Source organism: Pseudomonas sp. NPDC087804, from assembly GCF_044742965.1.
Taxonomy (GTDB): Bacteria; Pseudomonadota; Gammaproteobacteria; order Pseudomonadales; family Pseudomonadaceae; genus Aquipseudomonas; species Aquipseudomonas rustica.
In genome coordinates this window covers 32313-51831 of sequence record NZ_JBIUVN010000017.1, presented here as the reverse complement: position 1 = coordinate 51831, position 19519 = coordinate 32313, and the positions used below count along the sequence as shown (strand labels likewise).

The following is a 19519-nucleotide window of genomic DNA, read 5'->3' as shown; positions in this document are numbered from 1 at the left end:
AACTGTATGTGGCAACAGACTCTGATTACCCTGCGGGCACGGCCCCGGGGCTTTCATCTGGTAACGGACGAGTTACTCGCTGGCCTGCCTGAACTCAGGGAGTGCCGGGTCGGTCTGTTGCATTTGTGGCTGCAGCATACCTCGGCGTCGTTGACCATCAACGAGAACGCCGATCCGGCGGTACGTCGCGACTTCGAACGATTTTTCAATCGTCTGATCCCACAAGGAACAGACGGCTATGAGCATAACGACGAAGGCCTGGACGACCTCCCGGCGCACTTCAAGGCCAGCGTGCTTGGTTGTCAGATCAGTCTGCCGGTGTCGGCAGGGCGACTGGCACTGGGTACCTGGCAAGGTGTTTATCTGGGCGAGCACCGTGATCATGGCGGTGCCCGTAAAGTCCTCGCCACCTTGCACGGTGAAGGGGCATAAACCGTTGGTCACCAATGGTTACTGATTTTTTAACGGCGACTTTCGACAGTTGCCAAAGCTGGTCTATAACTAATCTGCTTTTCGCAAGTCATGAGGTAGAACATGAGCGACGATGATCTGGAAAACGACGACCTCGAAGTAGGCGACGAAGACGAGGCCGAGGAAGGCCTGGAAGCAGCAGCGGAAGACGTTGCTGACGACGATGGCGGTGACGATACGCCGGCCCCGGCTGCCAAAGGCAAAGCCAAGGCTGCGGTGTCGGTAGATGAGTTGCCGAGCATTGAAGCCAAGAACAAGGAGCGCGACGCCCTGGCCAAGGCCATGGAAGAGTTCCTGTCGCGCGGCGGAAAAGTGCAGGAAGTGGAGGCCAATGTGGTCGCCGATCCTCCGAAGAAGCCGGACAACAAGTACGGCAGCCGCCCTATCTGAGGCGTGCCGCTTGCTTGCTGAAAAAGCCCGCCGTCGCTGCGGGCTTTTTCATGGGTGATGAAAAGATCAAAAGATCGCAGCCTTCGGCAGCTCCTACATTGGAATGCGTTCCCCTGTAGGAGCTGCCGAAGGCTGCGATCTTTTCAGCGGTTCCAGCGTGCAAGCACGGCTGGCAAATCGCTGAGGCTACGGATTTCGGCATCCGGCAGGCGCTCGGCTTCCCAGGCTTTGCCCGCCGGGTTAAACCAGATTGCCCGTAACCCCGCCTGTTGTGCGCCGGCAATGTCATCACCCGGATGATCGCCGATGTGCACGGCGGTTTCGGCGGTGGCGCCACCGCGTTGCAGAGCCTCATGAAAAAGCCGCGCGTCCGGTTTGGCGATGCCGATATCTTCCGCACAAAGCGCAAACTTGAAGTAATCCGCCAGGCCCAATCGACGCACATCGGCGTTGCCGTTGGTGACCACGCCAAGGGCGTAATGATTGGCGAGGATCTCCAGCACCGGCTCGACTTCAGGGAACACTTCAATCTGATGCCGCGCATGCAGAAACACTTCAAAGCCCTTGTCTGCCAGGTCGGTGGCTTCGCCATGGGCGTAGCCGGCGTCTTCCATCGCATGAAACAACACCCGCCGACGTAACGCGCTGATCCGATGTTTCAGCCCCGGCTCTTTGGCCAGCACACGCTCACGAATCGCCCACAAATGCTCGACCGGCACCGCGCCCAGATTCGGCGCATGTTCGCTCAGCCATTCGCGCAATACCGCTTCGGCGTTGACGATCACTGGCGCGGTGTCCCACAGCGTGTCGTCGAGGTCGAAGGTGATCAACTGGATGCTCATGAATCGTCGCCTTTCATGCGTTTGGCCCGTGGATGGGCGCTGTCGTAGACCGCCGCCAGGTGCTGGAAGTCCAGGTGGGTGTAGATCTGCGTGGTCTTGATGTCGGAGTGGCCGAGCAATTCCTGCACCGCGCGCAGATCCTGCGAGGATTCGAGCAAATGGCTGGCGAAGGAATGCCGCAGCATGTGCGGGTGCAGGTTCTGCCCGAGCTCGCGTTCGCCGGCCAATTTGACCCGCACCTGAATCGCTCGCGGGCCGAGGCGTCGGCCTTGCTGGCTGACGAACACGGCGTCGTCCGCCGGGTTGGTCATTGCGCGCAATGGCAGCCATTGTTCGATGGCTTCGCGGGCCTTTTTTCCTACCGGCAGCAGACGGGTTTTGCTGCCCTTGCCGAGGACTTGCACCATGCCATCGGCCAGATCAAGTTGATCAAGATTAAGCCCGGTCAGCTCGGAGAGGCGCAGACCGGAGGAGTAGAACAATTCCAGAATCGCCTGATCCCGACGCGCGAGAAAATCGTCCTCGACCGCACCTTCCAGCAGTTGCAGAGCACGGTCAGTGTCGAGGGTTTTCGGCAAGCGGCGCTCGCCTTTCGGTGGCGCCAGACCGGTCGCCGGATCATGGTCGCAAAGGCCTTCGCGATTCAGATAGTGATAGAGGCCGCGCACCGCCGAGAGCAACCGGGCGAGGCTGCGCGAGGACTGGCCTTGCGCATGCAGGCGGGCGATCAGGCTGCGCAGGCGCTGAATATCGAGCGCGGCCCAACTGCCGATGTTCTGCTTGATGCACCAGCCGAGGACTTTATCGAGGTCGCGGCGGTAGGCCGAGAGCGTGTGCGGCGACACCTGTCGCTCACTGCGCAGGTGTTCGCAGTAAGCGTCCAGTTGTCGTTCCATGCTCAGCGTACCGAGCGCAGGGAGCTGTTGACCCGTGGCAGCACGCGGCCCATGACTTCGGCGATGTAGCTGAGGAACAGCGTTCCGACCGAACTCTTGTAGTGCTGCGGATCACGGCTGGCAATTGCCAGAATGCCGTGGATGCCTTGATGGCTGACCGCGACCACAGCGGTGGAGCCGATCTGCTTGCGCTGTTCTTCGCCGAAGAGGAAATCCAGCTCATGTTCGCGCAGGCTGCCGCTGACGCTTTTGCCTTCGGTGAGCAAGCCGCCGATGGCGACTTGCGCGTCGGCGTGGGTGACCCAGCGGCCAACCGGTGCCGGGTTGTCGCCGAGCAAAATCAGGCTGACAAATGGCACTTGGAAATCCTGGCGCAGGCTGTCTTCGACGCTGATCACCACGTCTTCCAGGCTGCTGGCGTCCATCAGAGAAAGAATCAGGCGACGGGTTTTGTCGAACAGGCGATCGTTGTCGCGGGCGACGTCCATCAACTGCGAGAGGCGGTGGCGCATCTCGATGTTGCGATCACGGAGGATGGTCATCTGCCGTTCGACCAGCGAAACGGTGTCGCCGCGCTGGTGCGGAATGCGCAGGGCGGGCAGCAGTTCTTCGTGCTCGACGAAGAAGTCCGGATGCGCCTCAAGGTACGCAGCAACCGCTGCCGCCTCCAGGCTCTCGGACGCTGATTCGTCGGACTGTCGGGCGGGTACCTGAGGCTTATCGGTCATGGTTTTTGCTCACTCAAAGACGCACTTGTCCTTCGTATACACGCACTGCCGGACCGGTCATCAGCACCGGTTGGCCAGGGCCTGCCCATTCAATGGACAGACGCCCGCCGGGCAAGTCGATCAACAGCGGCGAATCCATCCACCCCTGACTGATGGCCGCGACCGCCGCCGCACATGCGCCGGTACCGCAGGCCTGGGTTTCCCCGGCGCCACGTTCCCACACACGCAGTTGCGCGCGGTTGCGGTCGATGACCTGGAGAAAACCGACGTTCACGCGCGCGGGGAAGCGCGGGTGATGTTCGATTTTCGGCCCCAGTTCATGCACTGGCGCGTTGTTGATGTCCTGCACGCGCAGTACCGCGTGAGGGTTGCCCATCGACACAGCGGCCAGTTCGACCGTGGTGCCATCGACTTCCAGTTGATAGCTGATGGCTTGCGCCGGTGCGTCGAACGGAATGTCCGCCGGCACCAGACGCGGGGCGCCCATGTTCACGCCGATCTGGCCGTCGTTACGCACGTCCAGTTCGATGATGCCGCCCTTGGTCTCGACGCGAATCTGCCGTTTGGCGGTCAGACGCTTGTCGAGCACGAAGCGCGCAAAGCAGCGCGCACCGTTGCCGCACTGCTCAACTTCCGAGCCGTCGGAGTTGAAGATCCGATAACGGAAATCCACGTCCGGATTGCTCGGCGCCTCGACGATCAACAATTGGTCGAAACCAATGCCAGTGTGGCGGTCGCCCCATTGCTTGGCGTGCTTTGGCTGAATATGCGCGTGCTGGCTGACCAGGTCGAGAACCATGAAGTCATTGCCCAAGCCGTGCATTTTAGTAAAACGCAGCAGCATGGGTTACTCCGGCAGCAGGCTTTCGCCGGCAAACAGCTCGGCCACGGTCTCGCGGCGACGCACTTCAAAAGCCTGATCACCGTCTACCAACACTTCAGCGGCGCGGCCACGGGTGTTGTAGTTGGAGCTCATCACAAAACCGTAGGCACCGGCCGAATGCACGGCCAGCAGATCGCCTTCGGCCAGAGCCAATTCGCGATCCTTGGCGAGGAAGTCGCCGGTTTCGCAGATCGGGCCGACGATGTCGTATTTGCGCGCAGCGCTGTCACGCGGTTTGACCGCGGTAACGTCCATCCACGCCTGATACAGCGCCGGGCGGATCAGGTCGTTCATCGCCGCATCGACGATAGCGAAGTCTTTGTGCTCAGTGTGCTTGAGGTACTCGACCTGGGTCAGCAGCACGCCGGCGTTGGCAACGATGAAACGGCCCGGCTCGAACACCAGCGCCAGATCACGACCGTTAAGGCGCTCGCGTACGGCTTTGATGTAGTCAGCAGCCAATGGCGGCTCTTCATCGCGATAACGCACGCCCAAACCACCACCGAGATCGATGTGGCGCAGGTGAATGCCGCAATCGCCGAGACGATCGACCAGATCCAGCAGACGGTCGAGCGCATCGAGGAACGGTGGCAGCGTGGTCAGTTGCGAACCGATGTGGCAGTCGACACCGACCACTTCAAGGTTCGGCAGATGCGCGGCGCGCACATACACGTCTTCGGCGTCGGCAATGGCGATGCCAAACTTGTTCTCTTTGAGACCGGTGGAAATGTACGGGTGGGTGCCGGCATCGACGTCCGGGTTCACACGCAACGAAACCGGTGCGCGAACGCCCAACTCGGCAGCCACGACTTGCAGGCGCTCGAGCTCGTCGGTGGATTCGACGTTGAAGCAGTGCACGCCGACTTCGAGGGCGCGACGCATGTCATCACGGGTCTTGCCGACGCCGGAGAACACGATCTTGTCAGCGCTGCCGCCAGCGGCGAGGACGCGTTCCAGCTCGCCCCGGGAAACGATGTCGAAACCGGCGCCGAGACGGGCCAGGACATTCAGAACGCCGAGGTTGGAGTTGGCTTTGACCGCAAAGCAGACCAGGTGCGGCATGCCGGCCAGCGCATCAGCGTAAGCCAGATACTGCGCTTCGATGTGCGCGCGCGAGTAAACGTAGGTAGGGGTGCCGAAGCGGTCGGCGATGGCGGACAGCGCCACACCTTCCGCAAACAGCTCCCCGCCACGGTAGTTAAAAGCGTCCATGGCGATCCCTTAATAAACGTCGTGCTTGTGTGCTTTGGAAGCCGGTTGTTTTTGCGACGATTTGGCTTGCTCGGCCGGATCCTGAGTGTCATCGGGCAGGTACAGCGGGCCTTTTTGACCGCAGGCCGAAACAAGGCAGGCAACCGCGACGAGCGCAGCAAGGGAAGAGATCAGGCGCTTCATGGCGAAATCCTTGAAAATGCGTTAATTGCGCCGGAGTATACCGGCCACCCGGCAGCTTGCCTATGTGATGGCCTTCCCGTCCGGCGGGGCTTGCCCAAAGCAGCCCGGATCGCCGCAATCCCCTGTAGGAGCAGAGCTTGCTCGCGAAAGCGTTGTATCAGTCAGCATCATTGTTGAATGATTGACCGCGTTCGCGAGCAAGCTTTGCTCCTACAAAGGGTGGTGAGGGTGCTTGGTCGTTAATCTTTGCAATCGGCCGGAAGCGTCCGTATCTTTCGGCGCTTGAGCCTGATCAGAACATTTTTTGAGGTTGCCGCAATGAGTTTGTCCGAAGCCCGTTTCCACGATCTGGTCGATGAAACCCAGGAAAAACTGGAAGACATCTTTGATGAAAGCGACCTGGATATCGACCTGGAGAGCTCGGCTGGTGTCTTGACCGTCAAGTTCGAAAACGGCTCGCAGCTGATCTTCAGCCGTCAGGAGCCGCTGCGTCAGCTATGGCTGGCGGCCGTGTCCGGTGGTTTCCACTTCGACTACGACGAAGAAAGCGAGCGCTGGATGTGCGACAAGAGCGAAGAGCAACTGGGCGAAATGCTCGAGCGCATCGTCAAGCAGCAGGCCGGCGCCGATTTCGATTTCGAAGGTCTGTGATTCCGTGACTGATACCGCTCCTGTTCGTCCGCCGAAACCGCTTTACAGCAATGTCAGCGCGGCCGTGCCTTCGCCGTGCAGCGGGGTTTGTCGGCTGGACGAGCAGAAGGTTTGTCTGGGCTGCTTTCGGCATGTTGAAGACATTCGCGAATGGCGCTCGGCAGATGATCAGCGCCGGCGGGTCATCTGCGCCCAAGCCACCGAGCGCCGCACTCAAGCCTGACTCGATCCTGTGGTGAGGGGATTTATCCCCGACAGACTGCGCAGCAGTCTCAAAAGCCTGGGGCCGCTGCGCGACCCATCGGGGATAAATCCCCTCGCCACAAAGGTTCCCGGATGGATAAGTGGGGGCTGGGGCAGGGTGGCTTGTATATTTTTTGAGCTGTGATAGTGTCCGCAGACGCCTCAAACCACCGAGGCACGGTGAAAACCCCGTCTTTTTTGGCGGGGTTTTGCTTTTTATGTGCAGAAGAAAGGAGTCTGCCCGGATCATGACCGCACCTTCCATCACCCTTACCCGTCTGGACGTGCAACGTCTGGAGCGCTTGATCGACAACCTGAACGAGAAAGATCAGGCTGCGCCGGGCGTGATTGCGCTGCAAACCGAACTGGATCGCGCCGACACCGTGGTCGGCCACGATGAAGTGCCCGCCGATGTCGTGACCATGAATTCCCGCGTGCATTGCCGCGAAGAAGGCAGTGGCAAGGATTACCACCTGACGCTGGTCTATCCCAAGGATGCCAACGCCGACGAAGGCAAGATCTCCATTCTGGCGCCGGTCGGCAGTGCGCTGCTGGGCCTGAAAGTCGGTCAGCACATCGATTGGCCGGCACCGGGTGGCAAGACTCTCAAACTGACCTTGCTCGAAGTCGAATCGCAACCGGCCAACGGTGGCGCGTTCCCCGAGTAATCTGCCTCAGACCTGTTCGAGCGCCTCGTTCAGGGCGCGCTCCAGGTCAGCCTTGTAGCGCAGATACAAATTGCTTGAACTCTGCCCGTCACCGAGCAGGCCCGAAAGGTCGAGGTCGGTGATGTAGCAGCGGTAGCGCTCGGTCTCGCGGCGCTGCTCGACGATCTCCCGGGCGACCACGCTGAACAGCTGGTCGCCATGTTCCAGCTCGCTGAATTCCCGTTGATTGCAATACAAAGTGACCTGCACTTCACCCGGTGCGGCTTTGCCGACGATCGCCTGCACGTCGTAGAACGGTTTGTTGACTGGCGTTTGCGGCGCGGGCCGTGCTTCGACCCGGCGCGCGCGCGCGGGGCCCGAAGGCAATAACTGGTAATACAAAGTTTCTAGGGCAGCGTCTGGGCCTGCGTCCATCGGCAGCACGGCTTCGCGGCGGAACAGGATCGATTGCAGAAACCGCTGCAATGGCACCAGCAGACTTTGCTCATCGTGATACGGCAAACGCTGCAGCCACAGCGCATTGAATTCATCCAGCACGTACAACTCGGCCTGTTGCTCAGTGATCCGGTAGAACACCTGAATGCATTCCGGCTGGCCCATCGGCAGGATCAAGGCGAGGTCGTGCTCCTCCAGCGCCATCGGATCCAGATGCAGCGGGCTATAACGCGGCTGTTCTTCGCCGAGGTAATCGAGCAACGCCGGCAGCGTGGCGAGGGCGACATGGTTGACCTGGCCCGGCACCAATTCCAAAACGTGATAGTGCTGCTGCACCTGAATCAGGTAGCGGTGATTCAGCTCGCTGAGCAACAGGTTCTGCGCGGTGTCGACAATCTCTTCGACGCGGCGGGCAATGAACTGTGCGCGGTTATGACAAAAGCAGCGCACCTTTAATTTCGGCTGCTGCGGCCCGCGCGGCAGGTTGTTGAGGTAGTCGCGCAGGCAGTCGAGCAAGGCGTGTGGGCCGTCGAAACGGTTGACCAGCACTTCGTTCCAGCTGTTGAGCGTGACCTGATCCAGGGTCAGCACCAGATTTTCGCGCACGCCGGCGTAGCTCAGCGAGTCGGTGCGTTCGGTGGTCATCAGGATATTGAGGTCGCGGTGATGCTTGAGCGGGTCGATGCCGACGTTGACCAGCATCAGCACTTCACTGGGCACTGCGGCGCGCAGCAACGGGATTTCGTCGACCGTGGGCAAGGGCAGGGCGATGCACTGTTGCAGGCTGCCGAGCAGGTTGAACAGTTCGAACTCGCTCATGTCACTGGTGCCGGGGTGCAGCGCCAGGCGCGTGCTGCTGTCGATCACGCCGTTGCGATGGCTCCAGGTCAGCAGTTCAAGCAACTCGCGGCTGCGTTTGATCGGTGCGAAATGCTCCCATTCCTGCGCGGTGAGGCTGCCGTTGTACAGGCCCCACTGGGTTTGCCCGGGTTCCTTTTTGTTGCGCGATTGCACCAGCGTCAGGGTGTCTTCGGCCAGATCCGGGGCGATGCCGGGGTTGATGAACTCGACCTTGTCGGCCTTGCGTTCAAACGCCGCGTACAACCGTCGGCCGAGCACATTGAGGTCGCGCTTGTTGATCAGGCTGACGGTTTGCTCGGTGCGGGCGAACTGGGTCAGGAAGCGATAGCTGTAATTCAGCTCGCTGACCAGCGCACGGCGCTCGGCGCTGACCTGGCGGACTTTCCACTGGCTGCGGCTATCGAGCAGCGCCAACTGCCGCTGATCCCAATGCCATTCGCTGGCCAGACGTTCGAGCAGCGAGCGCTGCCAGCTCTGCGTGCGGCTGTTGCCGGTGAGCTTGCGATTGACCTTCAAGTACAGCGCGCGCCGCACCAGTTCCAGACGCTCCGGCTCGTTGCGCGCCTTGAGGTATTCCTCGATGCGCCGGTACACGACCATGTACGGATCCAGTTCATCCAGATCCAGTTGATTGGCGAACACGGCTTTTTTGAAGCGCAGGCTCAGGCACTGCACCTGCGGATGCTCGCTGGCGTAGACCTCGGTCAGCAGCAGTTTGAGCACCGATTTGTACGGCGACTCGATGCCTTTGAACAACTGCCACAGCCCGGCACCAATGAATTCCCCCGGCGGAATCGTCGCCAGATGGCCGAGGTCGAGGGTTTCGTCAGCGCGAATAAAGCGCTTCGACAGCAGGGTGTGAGTGTAAACGTCGTAGGCGGTTTCTTCGTAAACCGGCACCAGCCACCAGATCGGCGTGCGCCCGGCCAGCCAGATCGCCGTACGATAAAACTCGTCCAGCAGCAAATAGTGCTGGGTGGTGCCGCAGTTTTCCGAGCTGAGCTGGTTGTCGCGTTCACCTTTGACGAAGCGCACCGGGTCGATCAGGAAGAAATGCGCCTCGGCGCCCTGGCTCGCGGCCCAGGCTTCGAGCAACTGGCATTTCTTGCTCAGCTCACTGAGTTCGCTTTCGCTCAGATCCGGTGCGTGGCAGACCCACACGTCCATGTCGCTTTGATCGGCCTGCGCCAGTGTGCCGAGGCTGCCCATCAGGAACAGGCCGTGAATTGGTCGCGGCGGGTTGCTGCCGTGGCGCGGCTTATAAGAAAACGAGCGTGTCAGGCGTTGGGCTTCAGCGAGCACATTGGCGTCCGGCTCGTAATTCGACAGGCCGGCCGGCGCACTGCCCGAGACGTAACCCGGCAGCAGCGGATGATTGACGTGGAAGAACAGCGGCAACAGCGTCAGCACGCTCTGTTGGCGTGGCGACAACCCTTCGAGGGCACGGCCGAGGCGGCCTTCATTGAGTTTGAGAAAGCGCGCGCGCAGCTGGCTGAGAACCTTGCGGTCAATTCCCTCGTCCAGGTCGGGGCGGATTTCGTGGGTGCGCGTCATGTCAGCTCAAACCGGCTCGCAGGCTCGGACGTAGAGGGTCTCGGAATGTCGGGCAGTTTAGCCTTAGGGCAGCGGGACTTTTAAGCTGAATTTGTTTTTGACGTCAGATTTCTATCGTTTCGCCCGCACAGGCCCGCGGAAATCCCGTGGCAGGAGTTTCCGTGGGCGAAGTCGGGTGGAATCAGGCGGTTTCTTGCTCTCTCAGAATGGTCAGCACGGTTTGCACATTTTGCGCAGCATCGCGACCGAGGCTGGTCAGATAACCGCCATCGGGCTGATCCGTCAGGTCTTTTTCAAAGAGGCGTTTAGCGGCAGAAATATGTTTCGGGGCAGCGGTCTGATGAATTTTCAAACCTTCCTGGGAACTGTCCAGGGGAAAGAGTGCGAGGACTTCCAGTTCGGCAACCAACTCAGGGGTAAGCGACATAAGGACTCCAGACTTTCTAGGAATTAGACGACAGCGCCCCTAAGGTGAACCCGCTTATGCGGCATGTCCAGTGCTCAGATCAGGGATTTTGTCGTGAGGCGGATTCCAGTGTAGTCCCCATAAAAAAGATCGCAGCCTTCGGCAGCTCCTACAGGGGATTTGTGTAGGAGCTGCCGAAGGCTGCGATCTTTTGATCTTAGGCTTTTTCGGGTGGCAACTCAGGGAGTGCACGCAGGGCCGCTTCGTACCATTCAGTATCAAATGCGCGGTCTTCATCGAGCATCGCGTCAATCTCGTAGGCCAGCACGTGGGCCATCAGATTGAGGATTTCTTCGCGCTCGACGCCGACCAGTGTCAGTTTGTTGAACGTCGCTTTGGCGGCCGGCGGGTTGTCGCTTTCGATCTGGTTTTCGATGGCTTCGATCAACGTCGCTTCGGTGAACTCTTCTTCGTCGTTGTCATTGTCGATGTCTGTCGGCTCGCTCATGGCAGGCTCCTCAAGGAAAGGCGCCAGTTTACCCGCATTCAGCGGCGTGATGCTGCTGGCGGGATTGGCCTGAGCGATCTATAAACAGGCACTGCCCACCCCGCACGGCCTGGAGGCTATGTGATGCTCAAGCTCTACGGATTCTCAGTCAGCAACTACTACAACATGGTCAAGCTGGCGCTGCTGGAAAAAGGCCTGCCGTTCGAAGAGATCACCTTCTACCCGACGCCAACCCCGGAATCACTGGCTATCAGCCCGCGCGGCAAAGTCCCGGTGCTGGGCGTGGACGCCGGTTTCATCAACGAAACCGCGATCATCCTCGAATACCTCGAACAGACCCAAAAAGGCACGCCGCTGCTGCCGAGCGATCCGTTCGAACGTGCGCAAGTGCTGGCGATTGCCAAGGAAATCGAGCTGTACATCGAGTTGCCGGGCCGCGCCTGTTATGGCGAAGCGTTCTTCGGCATGACCTTGCCGGACGCGATCAAGGAAAAAACCAAGTCTGAATTGTTGCTGGGGTTTGCGGCGCTGGGTCGTCACGGCAAATTCGCCCCGTACGTGGCGGGCGACAGTCTGAGCATTGCCGATTTGTACTTCCTCTACAGCGTGCCGTTGGCTTGTGCGGTCGGGCATAAACTGTTCGGGATCGATTTGCTGGCGGAGATGCCGCAGGCGAAGGCGCTGCTGGAGCGGCTGGAGCAGAATCCGCATGTGCAGAAGATTGCGGCGGACAAAGAAGCGGCGATGCCAGCGTTTTTGGCGATGATCGCTGCCAAGAAGTGAGGTTTGTAGTGAGTTGAAGGCAGCTATCGCGAGCAGGCTCACTCCTACAGGGGAACGCATTCCAATGTAGGAGTGAGCCTGCTCGCGATGCTTTTGGCTTTTTCTGTTAGCGGCTGGCGATCAGCGCCTGACCGCGAATTACAGCTGCCTTGACCTGCGCCGGCGCAGTCCCGCCGATATGGTCGCGGGCATTCACCGAGCCTTCCAGGGTCAGCACGGCAAACACATCCTGCTCGATCTGATCGCTGAACTGACGCAGTTCTTCCAGGCTCATCTCGGCCAGATCCTTGCCTGTGTCCACGCCGTATTTCACCGCATGACCAACGATCTCGTGGCAATCACGGAACGGCAAACCACGGCGCACCAGGTAATCCGCCAGGTCGGTCGCGGTGGAGAAACCACGCAGCGCCGCTTCACGCATGATCGCGTGCTTCGGTTTGATCGCCGGGATCATGTCGGCAAAGGCGCGCAGCGAGTCGCGCAGGGTGTCGGCGGCGTCGAACAGCGGCTCTTTGTCTTCCTGGTTGTCCTTGTTGTAGGCCAGCGGCTGGCCTTTCATCAAGGTCAGCAGGCCCATCAGCGCGCCGAACACACGGCCGGTCTTGCCACGCACCAGTTCTGGCACGTCAGGGTTTTTCTTTTGCGGCATGATCGAGCTGCCGGTGCAGAAACGATCCGGCAGATCGATGAACTGGAACTGCGCGCTGGTCCAGAGCACCAGCTCTTCGGAGAAACGCGACAAGTGCATCATCGCGATGCTCGCGGCCGAGCAGAATTCGATGGCGAAGTCGCGATCGGAAACGTTGTCCAGCGAGTTGCCGCCGACGGCGTCGAAACCGAGCAGTTGTGCGGTGTATTCGCGGTCGATCGGGTAGGTGGTGCCTGCCAGCGCAGCGCTGCCCAGCGGCATGCGGTTGGTGCGCTTGCGGCAGTCGACCAGACGCTCGTAATCGCGGCTGAGCATTTCGAACCAGGCCAGCATGTGGTGCCCGAAGGTCACTGGCTGCGCGGTCTGGAGGTGAGTGAAGCCCGGCATGATGCTTGCGGCTTCGCGCTCTGCTTGCTCCAGCAGGCCTTTTTGCAGGCGGGTGATTTCGGCGAGGATCAGGTCGATCTCGTCACGCAGCCACAGGCGGATGTCGGTGGCGACCTGGTCGTTACGGCTACGACCGGTGTGCAATTTTTTACCGGTGACACCGATGCGATCGGTCAGGCGTGCTTCGATGTTCATGTGCACGTCTTCGAGGTCGATGCGCCAGTCGAACTGGCCGGCTTCGATTTCGCCCTGAATGGTGTTCAGGCCGTCGATGATGCTGTCGCGCTCGGCATCGGTCAGCACGCCGACCTTGGCCAGCATGGTGGCGTGGGCGATCGAGCCCATGATGTCGTGGCGATACAGGCGCTGGTCGAAAGTGACGGTGGCGGTGAAGCGGGCGACGAAGGCGTCGAGGGGTTCACTGAAGCGGCCGCCCCAGGACTGATTGGTCTTGTCAGTGCTCATGATTTCGCTCGTATCGGCTTGAAGAAAAAAGGCGTGAAACGCTGGCGCGGATAATAACAGGGTTGCCAATCCTGTCGTTGACACTGGTCGATACGTTTTTTTCTCATCGAACCGGCCATAGTCGGCACTGCTCCCGGGGGATTTGCGTAAGGATATTTTTCGATTGAGCAATATCGGCCCGACGAGCGTCTACAGTAGGACATAAGGGTCGGCGCGACTTTGGATCGCGCAAAGGTCTGGCCGCCGACTATAAGAAGAGGGGGTGGGTGTAATTGTCCTTCGGCAATCCCTGCGAAAAACGCGAGAAACAGCGGGCTTTGAGCGGTACGACGCGGACTCTGGCAAATATTGCTGGCCGACGTACGGCACTTTTTGGCGCTCGGGCTAGTCTTAGCGTGGATCGCGGTGACGGACGTCACTTCACCTGTCTACGCTATCCTTGTGCGAGACTCACGCAGGAATCCAGCGCAATATGAATGTCCTGATCGTTGATGACGAACCACTGGCTCGCGAGCGCCTCAGCCGAATGGTGAGCGAGCTCGAGGGTTATACAGTTCTGGAGCCCAGCGCCACGAATGGCGAGGAGGCGTTGGCACTGATCGACAGCCACAAGCCGGATATCGTCTTGCTCGATATCCGCATGCCAGGCCTCGATGGCCTGCAAGTCGCTGCCCGTCTGTGCGAACGAGAAACGCCGCCCGCCGTGGTGTTTTGCACCAGCCCCGATGAATTTGCCGTGGAAGCCCTGCAGGCCAGCGCCGTGGGCTATGTGGTGAAACCCGTGCGAACTGAACATCTGCATGACGCCCTGAAACGGGCGGAACGTCCCAACCGGGCGCAACTCTCGGCCCTGACCCGTCCCGCTGCCGAAAGTGGCACCGGCCCGCGCAGCCATATCAGCGCCCGTACCCGCAAAGGCATCGAACTGATCCCGCTGGATCAGGTGGTCTATTTTATTGCCGACCACAAATACGTGACCTTGCGCCACGAGGCCGGCGAAGTGCTTCTTGATGAGCCGCTCAAGGCTCTCGAAGACGAATTCGGCGAACGCTTTGTGCGGATCCACCGCAACGCCCTGGTCGCCCGCGACCGCATCGAACGACTGCAACGCACGCCGCTGGGGCATTTTCAGCTGTTCCTCAAAGGCCTCAATGGTGATGCGCTGATCGTCAGTCGTCGGCATGTGGCCGGCGTACGCAAAATGATGCAGGGCCTGTAAGCCGGACTTTTCTGGCGGCTCACTGTTCTTTTCACCGGGCATGGCAGGCCAGGGAGGCCGCGCCGAGGCTGATTCAAGTCAAAGTGGATTTGGCTGAGCTGTTATTATCCGCCGTATCTATTCAGTACGGATTGATCCATGTCCTCTCGCGAAATCCGCATCGCCACCCGTAAAAGTGCGCTGGCCCTCTGGCAGGCCGAATACGTTAAAGCCCGTCTGGAAGCGGCCCATCCGGGCCTGCTGGTGACGCTGGTGCCCATGGTCAGTCGCGGCGACAAGCTGCTCGATTCGCCACTGTCGAAAATCGGCGGCAAGGGACTGTTCGTCAAAGAACTGGAAACCGCGCTGCTCGAAAACGAAGCCGACATCGCCGTCCACTCGATGAAAGACGTGCCGATGGACTTTCCTGAAGGCCTCGGTCTGTTCTGCATCTGCGAGCGCGAGGACCCGCGCGATGCCTTCGTTTCCAACACCTATGCCAGCCTCGATGCGTTGCCTGCCGGCGCCATTGTCGGCACTTCGAGCCTGCGTCGTCAGGCGCAATTGCTGACGCGTCGCCCGGATCTGGAAATCCGCTTCCTGCGCGGTAACGTCAACACGCGTCTGGCCAAGCTCGATGCCGGTGAGTACGACGCGATCATCCTCGCCGCGGCCGGTTTGATCCGCCTCGGTTTCGAAGAACGCATTACCTCGGCGATCAGTGTCGATGACAGCCTGCCGGCCGGTGGCCAGGGCGCGGTCGGCATCGAATGCCGCAGCGCTGACACTGAAATCCACGCCTTGCTCGCACCGCTGCATCATGCCGACACCTCGTCGCGCGTGACCGCCGAACGTGCCCTCAACAAGCATCTGAATGGCGGCTGCCAAGTGCCGATCGCCTGCTACGCCGTGCTGGAAGGCGAGCAGTTGTGGTTGCGCGGTCTGGTCGGCGAGCCGAGCGGTGGCTTGCTGCTCAGTGCTGAAGCTCGCGCACCGCGTGCCGATGCCGAAGCGTTGGGCGTGCGGGTCGCCGAAGACTTGCTGAGCCAGGGCGCAGCCGAGATTCTCAAGGCGGTCTATGGCGAGGCAGGTCACGAGTGACCGCTTGGCGCCTGCTGCTGACGCGCCCTGCGGAAGACTGTGCGGCGCTGGCGGAGACGTTGGCGGCGCAGGGTGTTTTCAGTAGCTGCTTGCCGCTTCTGGACATTGTTGCGCTGCCGGTCTCTGACAATATTCGTCAGGCGATGGCGCGCTTGCAGAGTTGTAACGCGGTGATCGTGGTCAGCAAACCGGCGGCGCGCATTGCGCTGGATCTGCTTGGCAATTCATCTTTGCTAACGATGCCTTGGTTCAGCGTCGGCGCGGCGACCGCACAGATTCTGCGCGAGCATGGCCTCGACGTGAGCTTCCCGGACGATGGCGATGACAGCGAAGCCTTGCTGCAATTGCCGCGTCTGCGTGAAGCGGTCAGCCAGCCCGGCGCGCAGGTGATGATCCTGCGTGGCGAGGGCGGGCGCGAGCTGCTCGCCGAGCGTCTGCGCGCGCTAGGTGCTAGTGTCGAGTATCTGGAATTGTATCGACGCGACCTGCCAGCGTACGCGCCGAAAGAGCTGCCACGGCGGTTGCAAGCGGAACGCTTGAACGGGCTGGTGGTCAGCAGTGGACAGGGTTTTGAGCACCTGCGCGAAATGGCCGGCGATGCCTGGCCGGAAATTGCGCAATTGCCGTTGTTTGTACCAAGCCCGAGAGTCGCCGAGCTGGCACGTGCCGCCGGGGCTCAAACAGTTGTGGATTGCCGCGGCGCGAATGCCGCGGCTTTGCTGACGGCGTTACGGGAAAATCCCGGGCCCGTTCTCTAATGCAAAGGATGGATACGTGAGCGAAACAGCCTTGCCTAAAGATGATGTCCAGCCTGTGATCGATGCTCAGGTTGAAACTCCACCGCCGGCCAAAGAGCCGCGCCGAGGCAATGGACTGGCCATCGTCGCCCTGTTGCTCGGCGCAGCCGGCGTCGCGATCGGTGGCTGGGGTGTCTGGCAGGTGCGTCACCTGCAGACCAACACGCAAGCGCAGTCGGGTGAAGTGCAAGCGCTGAACGATCAGGCACAGACCCTGAAGCTCAACGAGCAGCGCCTGACCGAACGCCTCGCGCAGTTGCCGGGCGCCGACGAACTTGCCGAACGCCAGCGTCTGGTGACGCAACTTCAGGGCGATCAACAGCGCCTCAATCAACGTCTGGAAACCGTCCTCGGCGCAAGTCGCAAGGACTGGCGTCTGGCCGAGGCCGAGCATCTGCTGCGTCTGGCCAGCCTGCGTCTTTCAGCGTTGCAGGACATCAGCAGCGCTCAGGCACTGGTGCAGGGTGCCGACGAAATCCTCCGCGAACAGAACGATCCGGGCGCCTTCGCGGCCCGCGAGCAAGTGGCCAAAACCCTCGTCGCCCTGCGCAGCACCGAGCAGCCGGATCGCACCGGATTGTTCCTGCGCATCGGTGCACTGCGTGATCAGGTGGTCGGGCTCACCGAGCTGGCGCCCGAGTACAAAGATCGCGGCGAATCGCTGCTGGGCCTGACCGCTGACGGTGACGGCGCCAGTCGTTGGGCGCAGTGGTGGGATCAGGTCTCGCGTTACATCCGCATCGATTTCAATGCGGATAAAAACGTGCGGCCGCTGCTGGCCGGGCAGAGTCTGAGCCAAGTGCGCCTGGCCCTGAGTTTGGCCCTAGAACAGGCGCAGTGGGCGGCCCTCAATGGTCAGGCGCCGGTTTACACCCAGGCCATGGCCGAAGCACGTGATGTGCTCAAAGGCAATTTCAATCCGGACAACCCGCAAAGCAAAGTCATGCTGGAACAGGTCGGCGAGCTGAGCAAAGAACCGGTCACCGTCAACACGCCGGACATGACCGGCACCCTGAGTGCAGTGCAAGGCTATCTCGAACGCCGTAACGTCAACGCTGAAGAATCGGTGAAACCGTTCGCCAAACCTGCCGCGAATCCTGCGCAGGAGGCCACGCCATGAAACGCCTGTATGTGATCGTGTTTCTGGTGATCGCGGCGACGGCAGCGCTTGGGTTTGCGGTGGCGCAGCATTCCGGTTACGTGCTGATCGCCTACAAGAGCTTCCGCTATGAAGCGAGCCTGTGGGCAACGCTCGGGCTGATCGCGGTGTTGTGGCTGCTGATCTGGGGCATCAAGGCCTTGGTTGAGTTGGTGATGGCCTCCAGCGGTGTGGTCAATCCTTGGTCGCGACGCAATCGCAGCCGTCGTGTGCAAGTGGCGATCGAGCATGGTCAGCTGGATCTCGCCGAAGGTCGTTGGGCCAGTGCGCAGCGGCATCTTTCTCGCGCCGCCGAGGCTGAGCGCCAGCCACTGCTGTACTACCTCGGAGCCGCCCGTGCGGCCAATGAGCAAGGCAATTACGAAGAATGTGATCGTCTGCTGGAGCGTGCGCTGGAGCGTCAGCCGCAAGCCGAGCTGGCGATTGCCCTGAGTCATGCGCAGTTGCAGACCGATCGCGGCGATACCGATGGTGCGCTGGTCACCCTGCAAGCCATGCACGAACGCCATCCGCACAACGCGCAAACCCTGCGCCAATTGCATCGCCTGCATCAGCAGCGCGGCGATTGGTCGGCGGTGATTCGCCTGCTGCCGGAGCTGCGCAAAGACAAAGTGCTGCCGCCGGCTGAACTGTCTGAACTGGAGCGTCGCGCCTGGGGTGAAAACCTCTCGCTGGCTGCACACCGCGAAGAAGACGGCACCGTGGGTTTGCAGTCGCTCCAGCGAGCGTGGCAGCAACTCACTTCGGCTCAGCGTCAAGAAGCGCCGCTGGTGCTGGCCTACGCCGAACAACTGCGTCAGCTGGGCGCTCAGGTCGAGGCGGAAGAAGTGCTGCGCACCGCGCTCAAGCGCCAGTACGACAGTCATCTGGCGCGTCTCTATGGCCTGGTGCGCGGCAGCGATCCGACTCGTCAGTTGCAGACCGCTGAAGGCTGGCTCAAGGAACATCCAAATGATCCGAGCTTGCTGCTGACCCTCGGCCGTCTGTGTCTGCAGACCAGTCTGTGGGGCAAGGCGCGCGACTATCTGGAAAGCAGCCTGCGCGTGCAGCGCAACCCGGAAACCTGTGCGGAGCTGGCGCGTCTGCTGGCGCAGCTCGGGGACACCGATCGCAGTAATCAGCTGTTCCAGGAAGGCCTTGGCCTGCTCGATGAACGCCTGCTCGCGGCGCCATTGCCGGTGCCGGCACGCGTCTGAATCGACGAGGGAGTTCGCTCCCTCGTGTAGGTTTCCCGACCGAATAATTCCCCGCAAATGGGCGCCAGAGGCAAAGTCCTACGAGCGCCTTCTTCTTTTCCTTCCTGCCCTGTCGGGTTTTCCCTACACCTTTGCTGAAGTGTCGGCAGCCCCTTGCCTTGAAAGGCTTACGCGCTTTCCTCTACCGTAACTACCTGTCTCTACTGTTACGGAAAAGCCATGTCGTTGGCCTGCTCACGCTCCTTGTTTTTCATGGCTTTCACTGCGGGGGCCGTTGCCCTGGGAGCTTCCTATTACCTCGAATACGCGATCGGGCTGGCGCCGTGCAGCCTGTGCCTGGTGCAGCGTTTGTTCCTGACGCTGCTGACGGCCATCTGCGGTTTGGCGGCGGTGCATGGCCCGCAACGTGTCGGTCTGTCGCTCTATTGGCTGGCGGCGCTGGGTGCCAGTCTGGTGGGCACGACGGCGGCCTGGCGGCAGGTGCTGTTGCAGAGTGATCCGCTGTTGCAACTGGTGGAATGCTCGCCCGATCCCGAGACCCTTTTCAGCCGTTTGCCGTGGCTGTGTGCGACGCTGCGGATGTTTAACGGCAGCGCCGATTGCGCCGAAATTTCCTGGACGCTGTTTGATTTGAGCATCCCGGAATGGAGTTTGCTGTTCTTTGTCGGGGTGTCGATTCTGGCGTTTTATCAACTGCTGCGGCTGGTCTGCAACGCTCTGCAACGACCGCTCAGCGGCGAAGCGTCGCACCAAGGGCTGGTCAGGGATTAAACACTTGTATGAACTTTATCTCCTGCGTACCTTGATGCCATAGGCGCGCGGGCATAATCTGGCCCGCACGTGTCATTGGAAT

The 19519-nt window shown here is 60.7% G+C and carries 22 protein-coding genes and 1 pseudogene; 13 read left to right on the top strand and 10 right to left on the bottom strand.

Features of this window, described 5'->3' with window-relative positions:
- Window positions 1-6 precede the first annotated feature (6 nt).
- Window positions 7-432, top strand: coding sequence for a secondary thiamine-phosphate synthase enzyme YjbQ (locus ACIOMO_RS19495; protein ID WP_007920418.1), 426 nt, complete (start codon window positions 7-9; stop codon window positions 430-432).
- Window positions 433-534: 102 nt separating this feature from the next.
- Window positions 535-861 carry a transcriptional regulator SutA gene (gene sutA, locus ACIOMO_RS19490; protein WP_007920420.1) on the top strand — a complete coding sequence of 109 codons (327 nt, stop codon included), beginning with the start codon at window positions 535-537 and terminating at the stop codon, window positions 859-861.
- Between the two features lie 143 nt (window positions 862-1004).
- Here sutA and ACIOMO_RS19485 read toward each other — a convergent pair whose 3' ends face one another.
- From ACIOMO_RS19485 to ACIOMO_RS19460, 6 genes are read right to left on the bottom strand one after another with little or no spacing between them, the layout of a single operon-like run.
- Window positions 1005-1703, bottom strand: coding sequence for an HAD family hydrolase (locus tag ACIOMO_RS19485; RefSeq protein WP_401242964.1), 699 nt, complete (start codon window positions 1701-1703; stop codon window positions 1005-1007).
- Window positions 1700-2599 carry a tyrosine recombinase XerC gene (xerC, locus tag ACIOMO_RS19480; RefSeq protein WP_053124977.1) on the bottom strand — a complete coding sequence of 300 codons (900 nt, stop codon included), beginning with the start codon at window positions 2597-2599 and terminating at the stop codon, window positions 1700-1702. Before xerC ends, ACIOMO_RS19485 begins: the two co-directional genes overlap by 4 nt.
- Window positions 2600-2601: 2 nt before the next feature.
- The gene (locus tag ACIOMO_RS19475) at window positions 2602-3327 is read right to left on the bottom strand and encodes a DUF484 family protein (protein ID WP_053124974.1); all 726 of its coding nucleotides are present in this window, start codon (window positions 3325-3327) and stop codon (window positions 2602-2604) included.
- A 13-nt stretch (window positions 3328-3340) separates the two neighbouring features.
- On the bottom strand, window positions 3341-4171 hold the full coding sequence (dapF, locus tag ACIOMO_RS19470; protein ID WP_053124973.1) for a diaminopimelate epimerase: 831 nt from the start codon (window positions 4169-4171) through the stop codon (window positions 3341-3343).
- A gap of 3 nt (window positions 4172-4174) precedes the next feature.
- Complete coding sequence (gene lysA, locus ACIOMO_RS19465) at window positions 4175-5422, bottom strand: diaminopimelate decarboxylase (RefSeq protein WP_401242959.1); 1248 nt, start codon at window positions 5420-5422, stop codon at window positions 4175-4177.
- Between the two features lie 9 nt (window positions 5423-5431).
- Window positions 5432-5605 carry a lipoprotein gene (locus ACIOMO_RS19460; protein WP_082341500.1) on the bottom strand — a complete coding sequence of 58 codons (174 nt, stop codon included), beginning with the start codon at window positions 5603-5605 and terminating at the stop codon, window positions 5432-5434.
- A gap of 318 nt (window positions 5606-5923) precedes the next feature.
- Between ACIOMO_RS19460 and cyaY the strand changes: the two genes are divergently transcribed.
- From cyaY to rnk, 3 genes are all read left to right on the top strand, one after another.
- The gene (gene cyaY, locus ACIOMO_RS19455; RefSeq protein ID WP_400649551.1) at window positions 5924-6256 is read left to right on the top strand and encodes an iron donor protein CyaY; all 333 of its coding nucleotides are present in this window, start codon (window positions 5924-5926) and stop codon (window positions 6254-6256) included.
- A gap of 4 nt (window positions 6257-6260) precedes the next feature.
- Complete coding sequence (locus tag ACIOMO_RS19450; RefSeq protein ID WP_082341499.1) at window positions 6261-6479, top strand: DUF1289 domain-containing protein; 219 nt, start codon at window positions 6261-6263, stop codon at window positions 6477-6479.
- A gap of 268 nt (window positions 6480-6747) precedes the next feature.
- Window positions 6748-7167 (top strand): nucleoside diphosphate kinase regulator, encoded by a 420-nt coding sequence (gene rnk, locus ACIOMO_RS19445; RefSeq protein WP_053124969.1) that lies wholly within the window; start codon window positions 6748-6750, stop codon window positions 7165-7167.
- Between the two features lie 6 nt (window positions 7168-7173).
- Here the strand turns inward: rnk and ACIOMO_RS19440 are convergent, their stop codons facing one another.
- The 3 genes from ACIOMO_RS19440 to ACIOMO_RS19430 form a co-directional block, all read right to left on the bottom strand.
- On the bottom strand, window positions 7174-10017 hold the full coding sequence (locus ACIOMO_RS19440; RefSeq protein ID WP_401242954.1) for a class I adenylate cyclase: 2844 nt from the start codon (window positions 10015-10017) through the stop codon (window positions 7174-7176).
- A 181-nt stretch (window positions 10018-10198) separates the two neighbouring features.
- Window positions 10199-10444, bottom strand: a complete 246-nt coding sequence (locus ACIOMO_RS19435; RefSeq protein ID WP_008084565.1) for a TIGR02647 family protein — start codon at window positions 10442-10444, stop codon at window positions 10199-10201.
- A 196-nt stretch (window positions 10445-10640) separates the two neighbouring features.
- On the bottom strand, window positions 10641-10931 hold the full coding sequence (locus ACIOMO_RS19430; protein ID WP_053124965.1) for a hypothetical protein: 291 nt from the start codon (window positions 10929-10931) through the stop codon (window positions 10641-10643).
- Window positions 10932-11054: 123 nt separating this feature from the next.
- On the opposite strand from ACIOMO_RS19430, the gene ACIOMO_RS19425 reads away from it, so the two are divergent.
- Window positions 11055-11714, top strand: a complete 660-nt coding sequence (locus ACIOMO_RS19425) for a glutathione S-transferase family protein (protein WP_401242950.1) — start codon at window positions 11055-11057, stop codon at window positions 11712-11714.
- A 106-nt stretch (window positions 11715-11820) separates the two neighbouring features.
- On the opposite strand, the gene argH is transcribed toward ACIOMO_RS19425, so the two are convergent.
- Window positions 11821-13215: an argininosuccinate lyase gene (gene argH, locus ACIOMO_RS19420; RefSeq protein WP_401242947.1), complete on the bottom strand. Its 1395-nt coding sequence runs from the start codon at window positions 13213-13215 to the stop codon at window positions 11821-11823.
- Window positions 13216-13487: 272 nt separating this feature from the next.
- Between argH and ACIOMO_RS19415 the strand changes: the two are divergent.
- From ACIOMO_RS19415 to ACIOMO_RS19385, 7 genes and pseudogenes are all read left to right on the top strand, one after another.
- Window positions 13488-13691: pseudogene (locus tag ACIOMO_RS19415) on the top strand (sensor histidine kinase); the annotation flags it as partial.
- Complete coding sequence (locus ACIOMO_RS19410; RefSeq protein ID WP_007911111.1) at window positions 13688-14434, top strand: LytTR family DNA-binding domain-containing protein; 747 nt, start codon at window positions 13688-13690, stop codon at window positions 14432-14434. The pseudogene ACIOMO_RS19415 and the gene ACIOMO_RS19410, both read left to right, overlap by 4 nt.
- Before the next feature lie 138 nt (window positions 14435-14572).
- Window positions 14573-15514 carry a hydroxymethylbilane synthase gene (gene hemC / locus ACIOMO_RS19405; RefSeq protein ID WP_401242945.1) on the top strand — a complete coding sequence of 314 codons (942 nt, stop codon included), beginning with the start codon at window positions 14573-14575 and terminating at the stop codon, window positions 15512-15514.
- Entirely contained in the window at window positions 15511-16272 is a 762-nt protein-coding gene (locus tag ACIOMO_RS19400) for a uroporphyrinogen-III synthase (protein ID WP_401242942.1), read from the top strand. The genes hemC and ACIOMO_RS19400 overlap by 4 nt, the downstream gene beginning before the upstream one ends.
- Before the next feature lie 16 nt (window positions 16273-16288).
- Window positions 16289-17431, top strand: coding sequence for a uroporphyrinogen-III C-methyltransferase (locus ACIOMO_RS19395; protein ID WP_053124956.1), 1143 nt, complete (start codon window positions 16289-16291; stop codon window positions 17429-17431).
- On the top strand, window positions 17428-18666 hold the full coding sequence (locus ACIOMO_RS19390; RefSeq protein ID WP_401242939.1) for a heme biosynthesis protein HemY: 1239 nt from the start codon (window positions 17428-17430) through the stop codon (window positions 18664-18666). Before ACIOMO_RS19395 ends, ACIOMO_RS19390 begins: the two co-directional genes overlap by 4 nt.
- A 219-nt stretch (window positions 18667-18885) precedes the next feature.
- Complete coding sequence (locus tag ACIOMO_RS19385; protein WP_401242936.1) at window positions 18886-19437, top strand: disulfide bond formation protein B; 552 nt, start codon at window positions 18886-18888, stop codon at window positions 19435-19437.
- Window positions 19438-19519 lie beyond the last annotated feature (82 nt).

Coding starts and splice junctions, on each gene's coding strand:
- ACIOMO_RS19495 (WP_007920418.1), top strand. CDS start 7: ATGTGGCAACAGACTCTGATTACCCTGCGGGCACGGCCCCGGGGCTTT.
- sutA (WP_007920420.1), top strand. CDS start 535: ATGAGCGACGATGATCTGGAAAACGACGACCTCGAAGTAGGCGACGAA.
- ACIOMO_RS19485 (WP_401242964.1), bottom strand. CDS start 1,703: ATGAGCATCCAGTTGATCACCTTCGACCTCGACGACACGCTGTGGGAC.
- xerC (WP_053124977.1), bottom strand. CDS start 2,599: ATGGAACGACAACTGGACGCTTACTGCGAACACCTGCGCAGTGAGCGA.
- ACIOMO_RS19475 (WP_053124974.1), bottom strand. CDS start 3,327: ATGACCGATAAGCCTCAGGTACCCGCCCGACAGTCCGACGAATCAGCG.
- dapF (WP_053124973.1), bottom strand. CDS start 4,171: ATGCTGCTGCGTTTTACTAAAATGCACGGCTTGGGCAATGACTTCATG.
- lysA (WP_401242959.1), bottom strand. CDS start 5,422: ATGGACGCTTTTAACTACCGTGGCGGGGAGCTGTTTGCGGAAGGTGTG.
- ACIOMO_RS19460 (WP_082341500.1), bottom strand. CDS start 5,605: ATGAAGCGCCTGATCTCTTCCCTTGCTGCGCTCGTCGCGGTTGCCTGC.
- cyaY (WP_400649551.1), top strand. CDS start 5,924: ATGAGTTTGTCCGAAGCCCGTTTCCACGATCTGGTCGATGAAACCCAG.
- rnk (WP_053124969.1), top strand. CDS start 6,748: ATGACCGCACCTTCCATCACCCTTACCCGTCTGGACGTGCAACGTCTG.
- ACIOMO_RS19440 (WP_401242954.1), bottom strand. CDS start 10,017: ATGACGCGCACCCACGAAATCCGCCCCGACCTGGACGAGGGAATTGAC.
- ACIOMO_RS19435 (WP_008084565.1), bottom strand. CDS start 10,444: ATGTCGCTTACCCCTGAGTTGGTTGCCGAACTGGAAGTCCTCGCACTC.
- ACIOMO_RS19430 (WP_053124965.1), bottom strand. CDS start 10,931: ATGAGCGAGCCGACAGACATCGACAATGACAACGACGAAGAAGAGTTC.
- ACIOMO_RS19425 (WP_401242950.1), top strand. CDS start 11,055: ATGCTCAAGCTCTACGGATTCTCAGTCAGCAACTACTACAACATGGTC.
- argH (WP_401242947.1), bottom strand. CDS start 13,215: ATGAGCACTGACAAGACCAATCAGTCCTGGGGCGGCCGCTTCAGTGAA.
- ACIOMO_RS19410 (WP_007911111.1), top strand. CDS start 13,688: ATGAATGTCCTGATCGTTGATGACGAACCACTGGCTCGCGAGCGCCTC.
- hemC (WP_401242945.1), top strand. CDS start 14,573: ATGTCCTCTCGCGAAATCCGCATCGCCACCCGTAAAAGTGCGCTGGCC.
- ACIOMO_RS19390 (WP_401242939.1), top strand. CDS start 17,428: ATGAAACGCCTGTATGTGATCGTGTTTCTGGTGATCGCGGCGACGGCA.
- ACIOMO_RS19385 (WP_401242936.1), top strand. CDS start 18,886: ATGTCGTTGGCCTGCTCACGCTCCTTGTTTTTCATGGCTTTCACTGCG.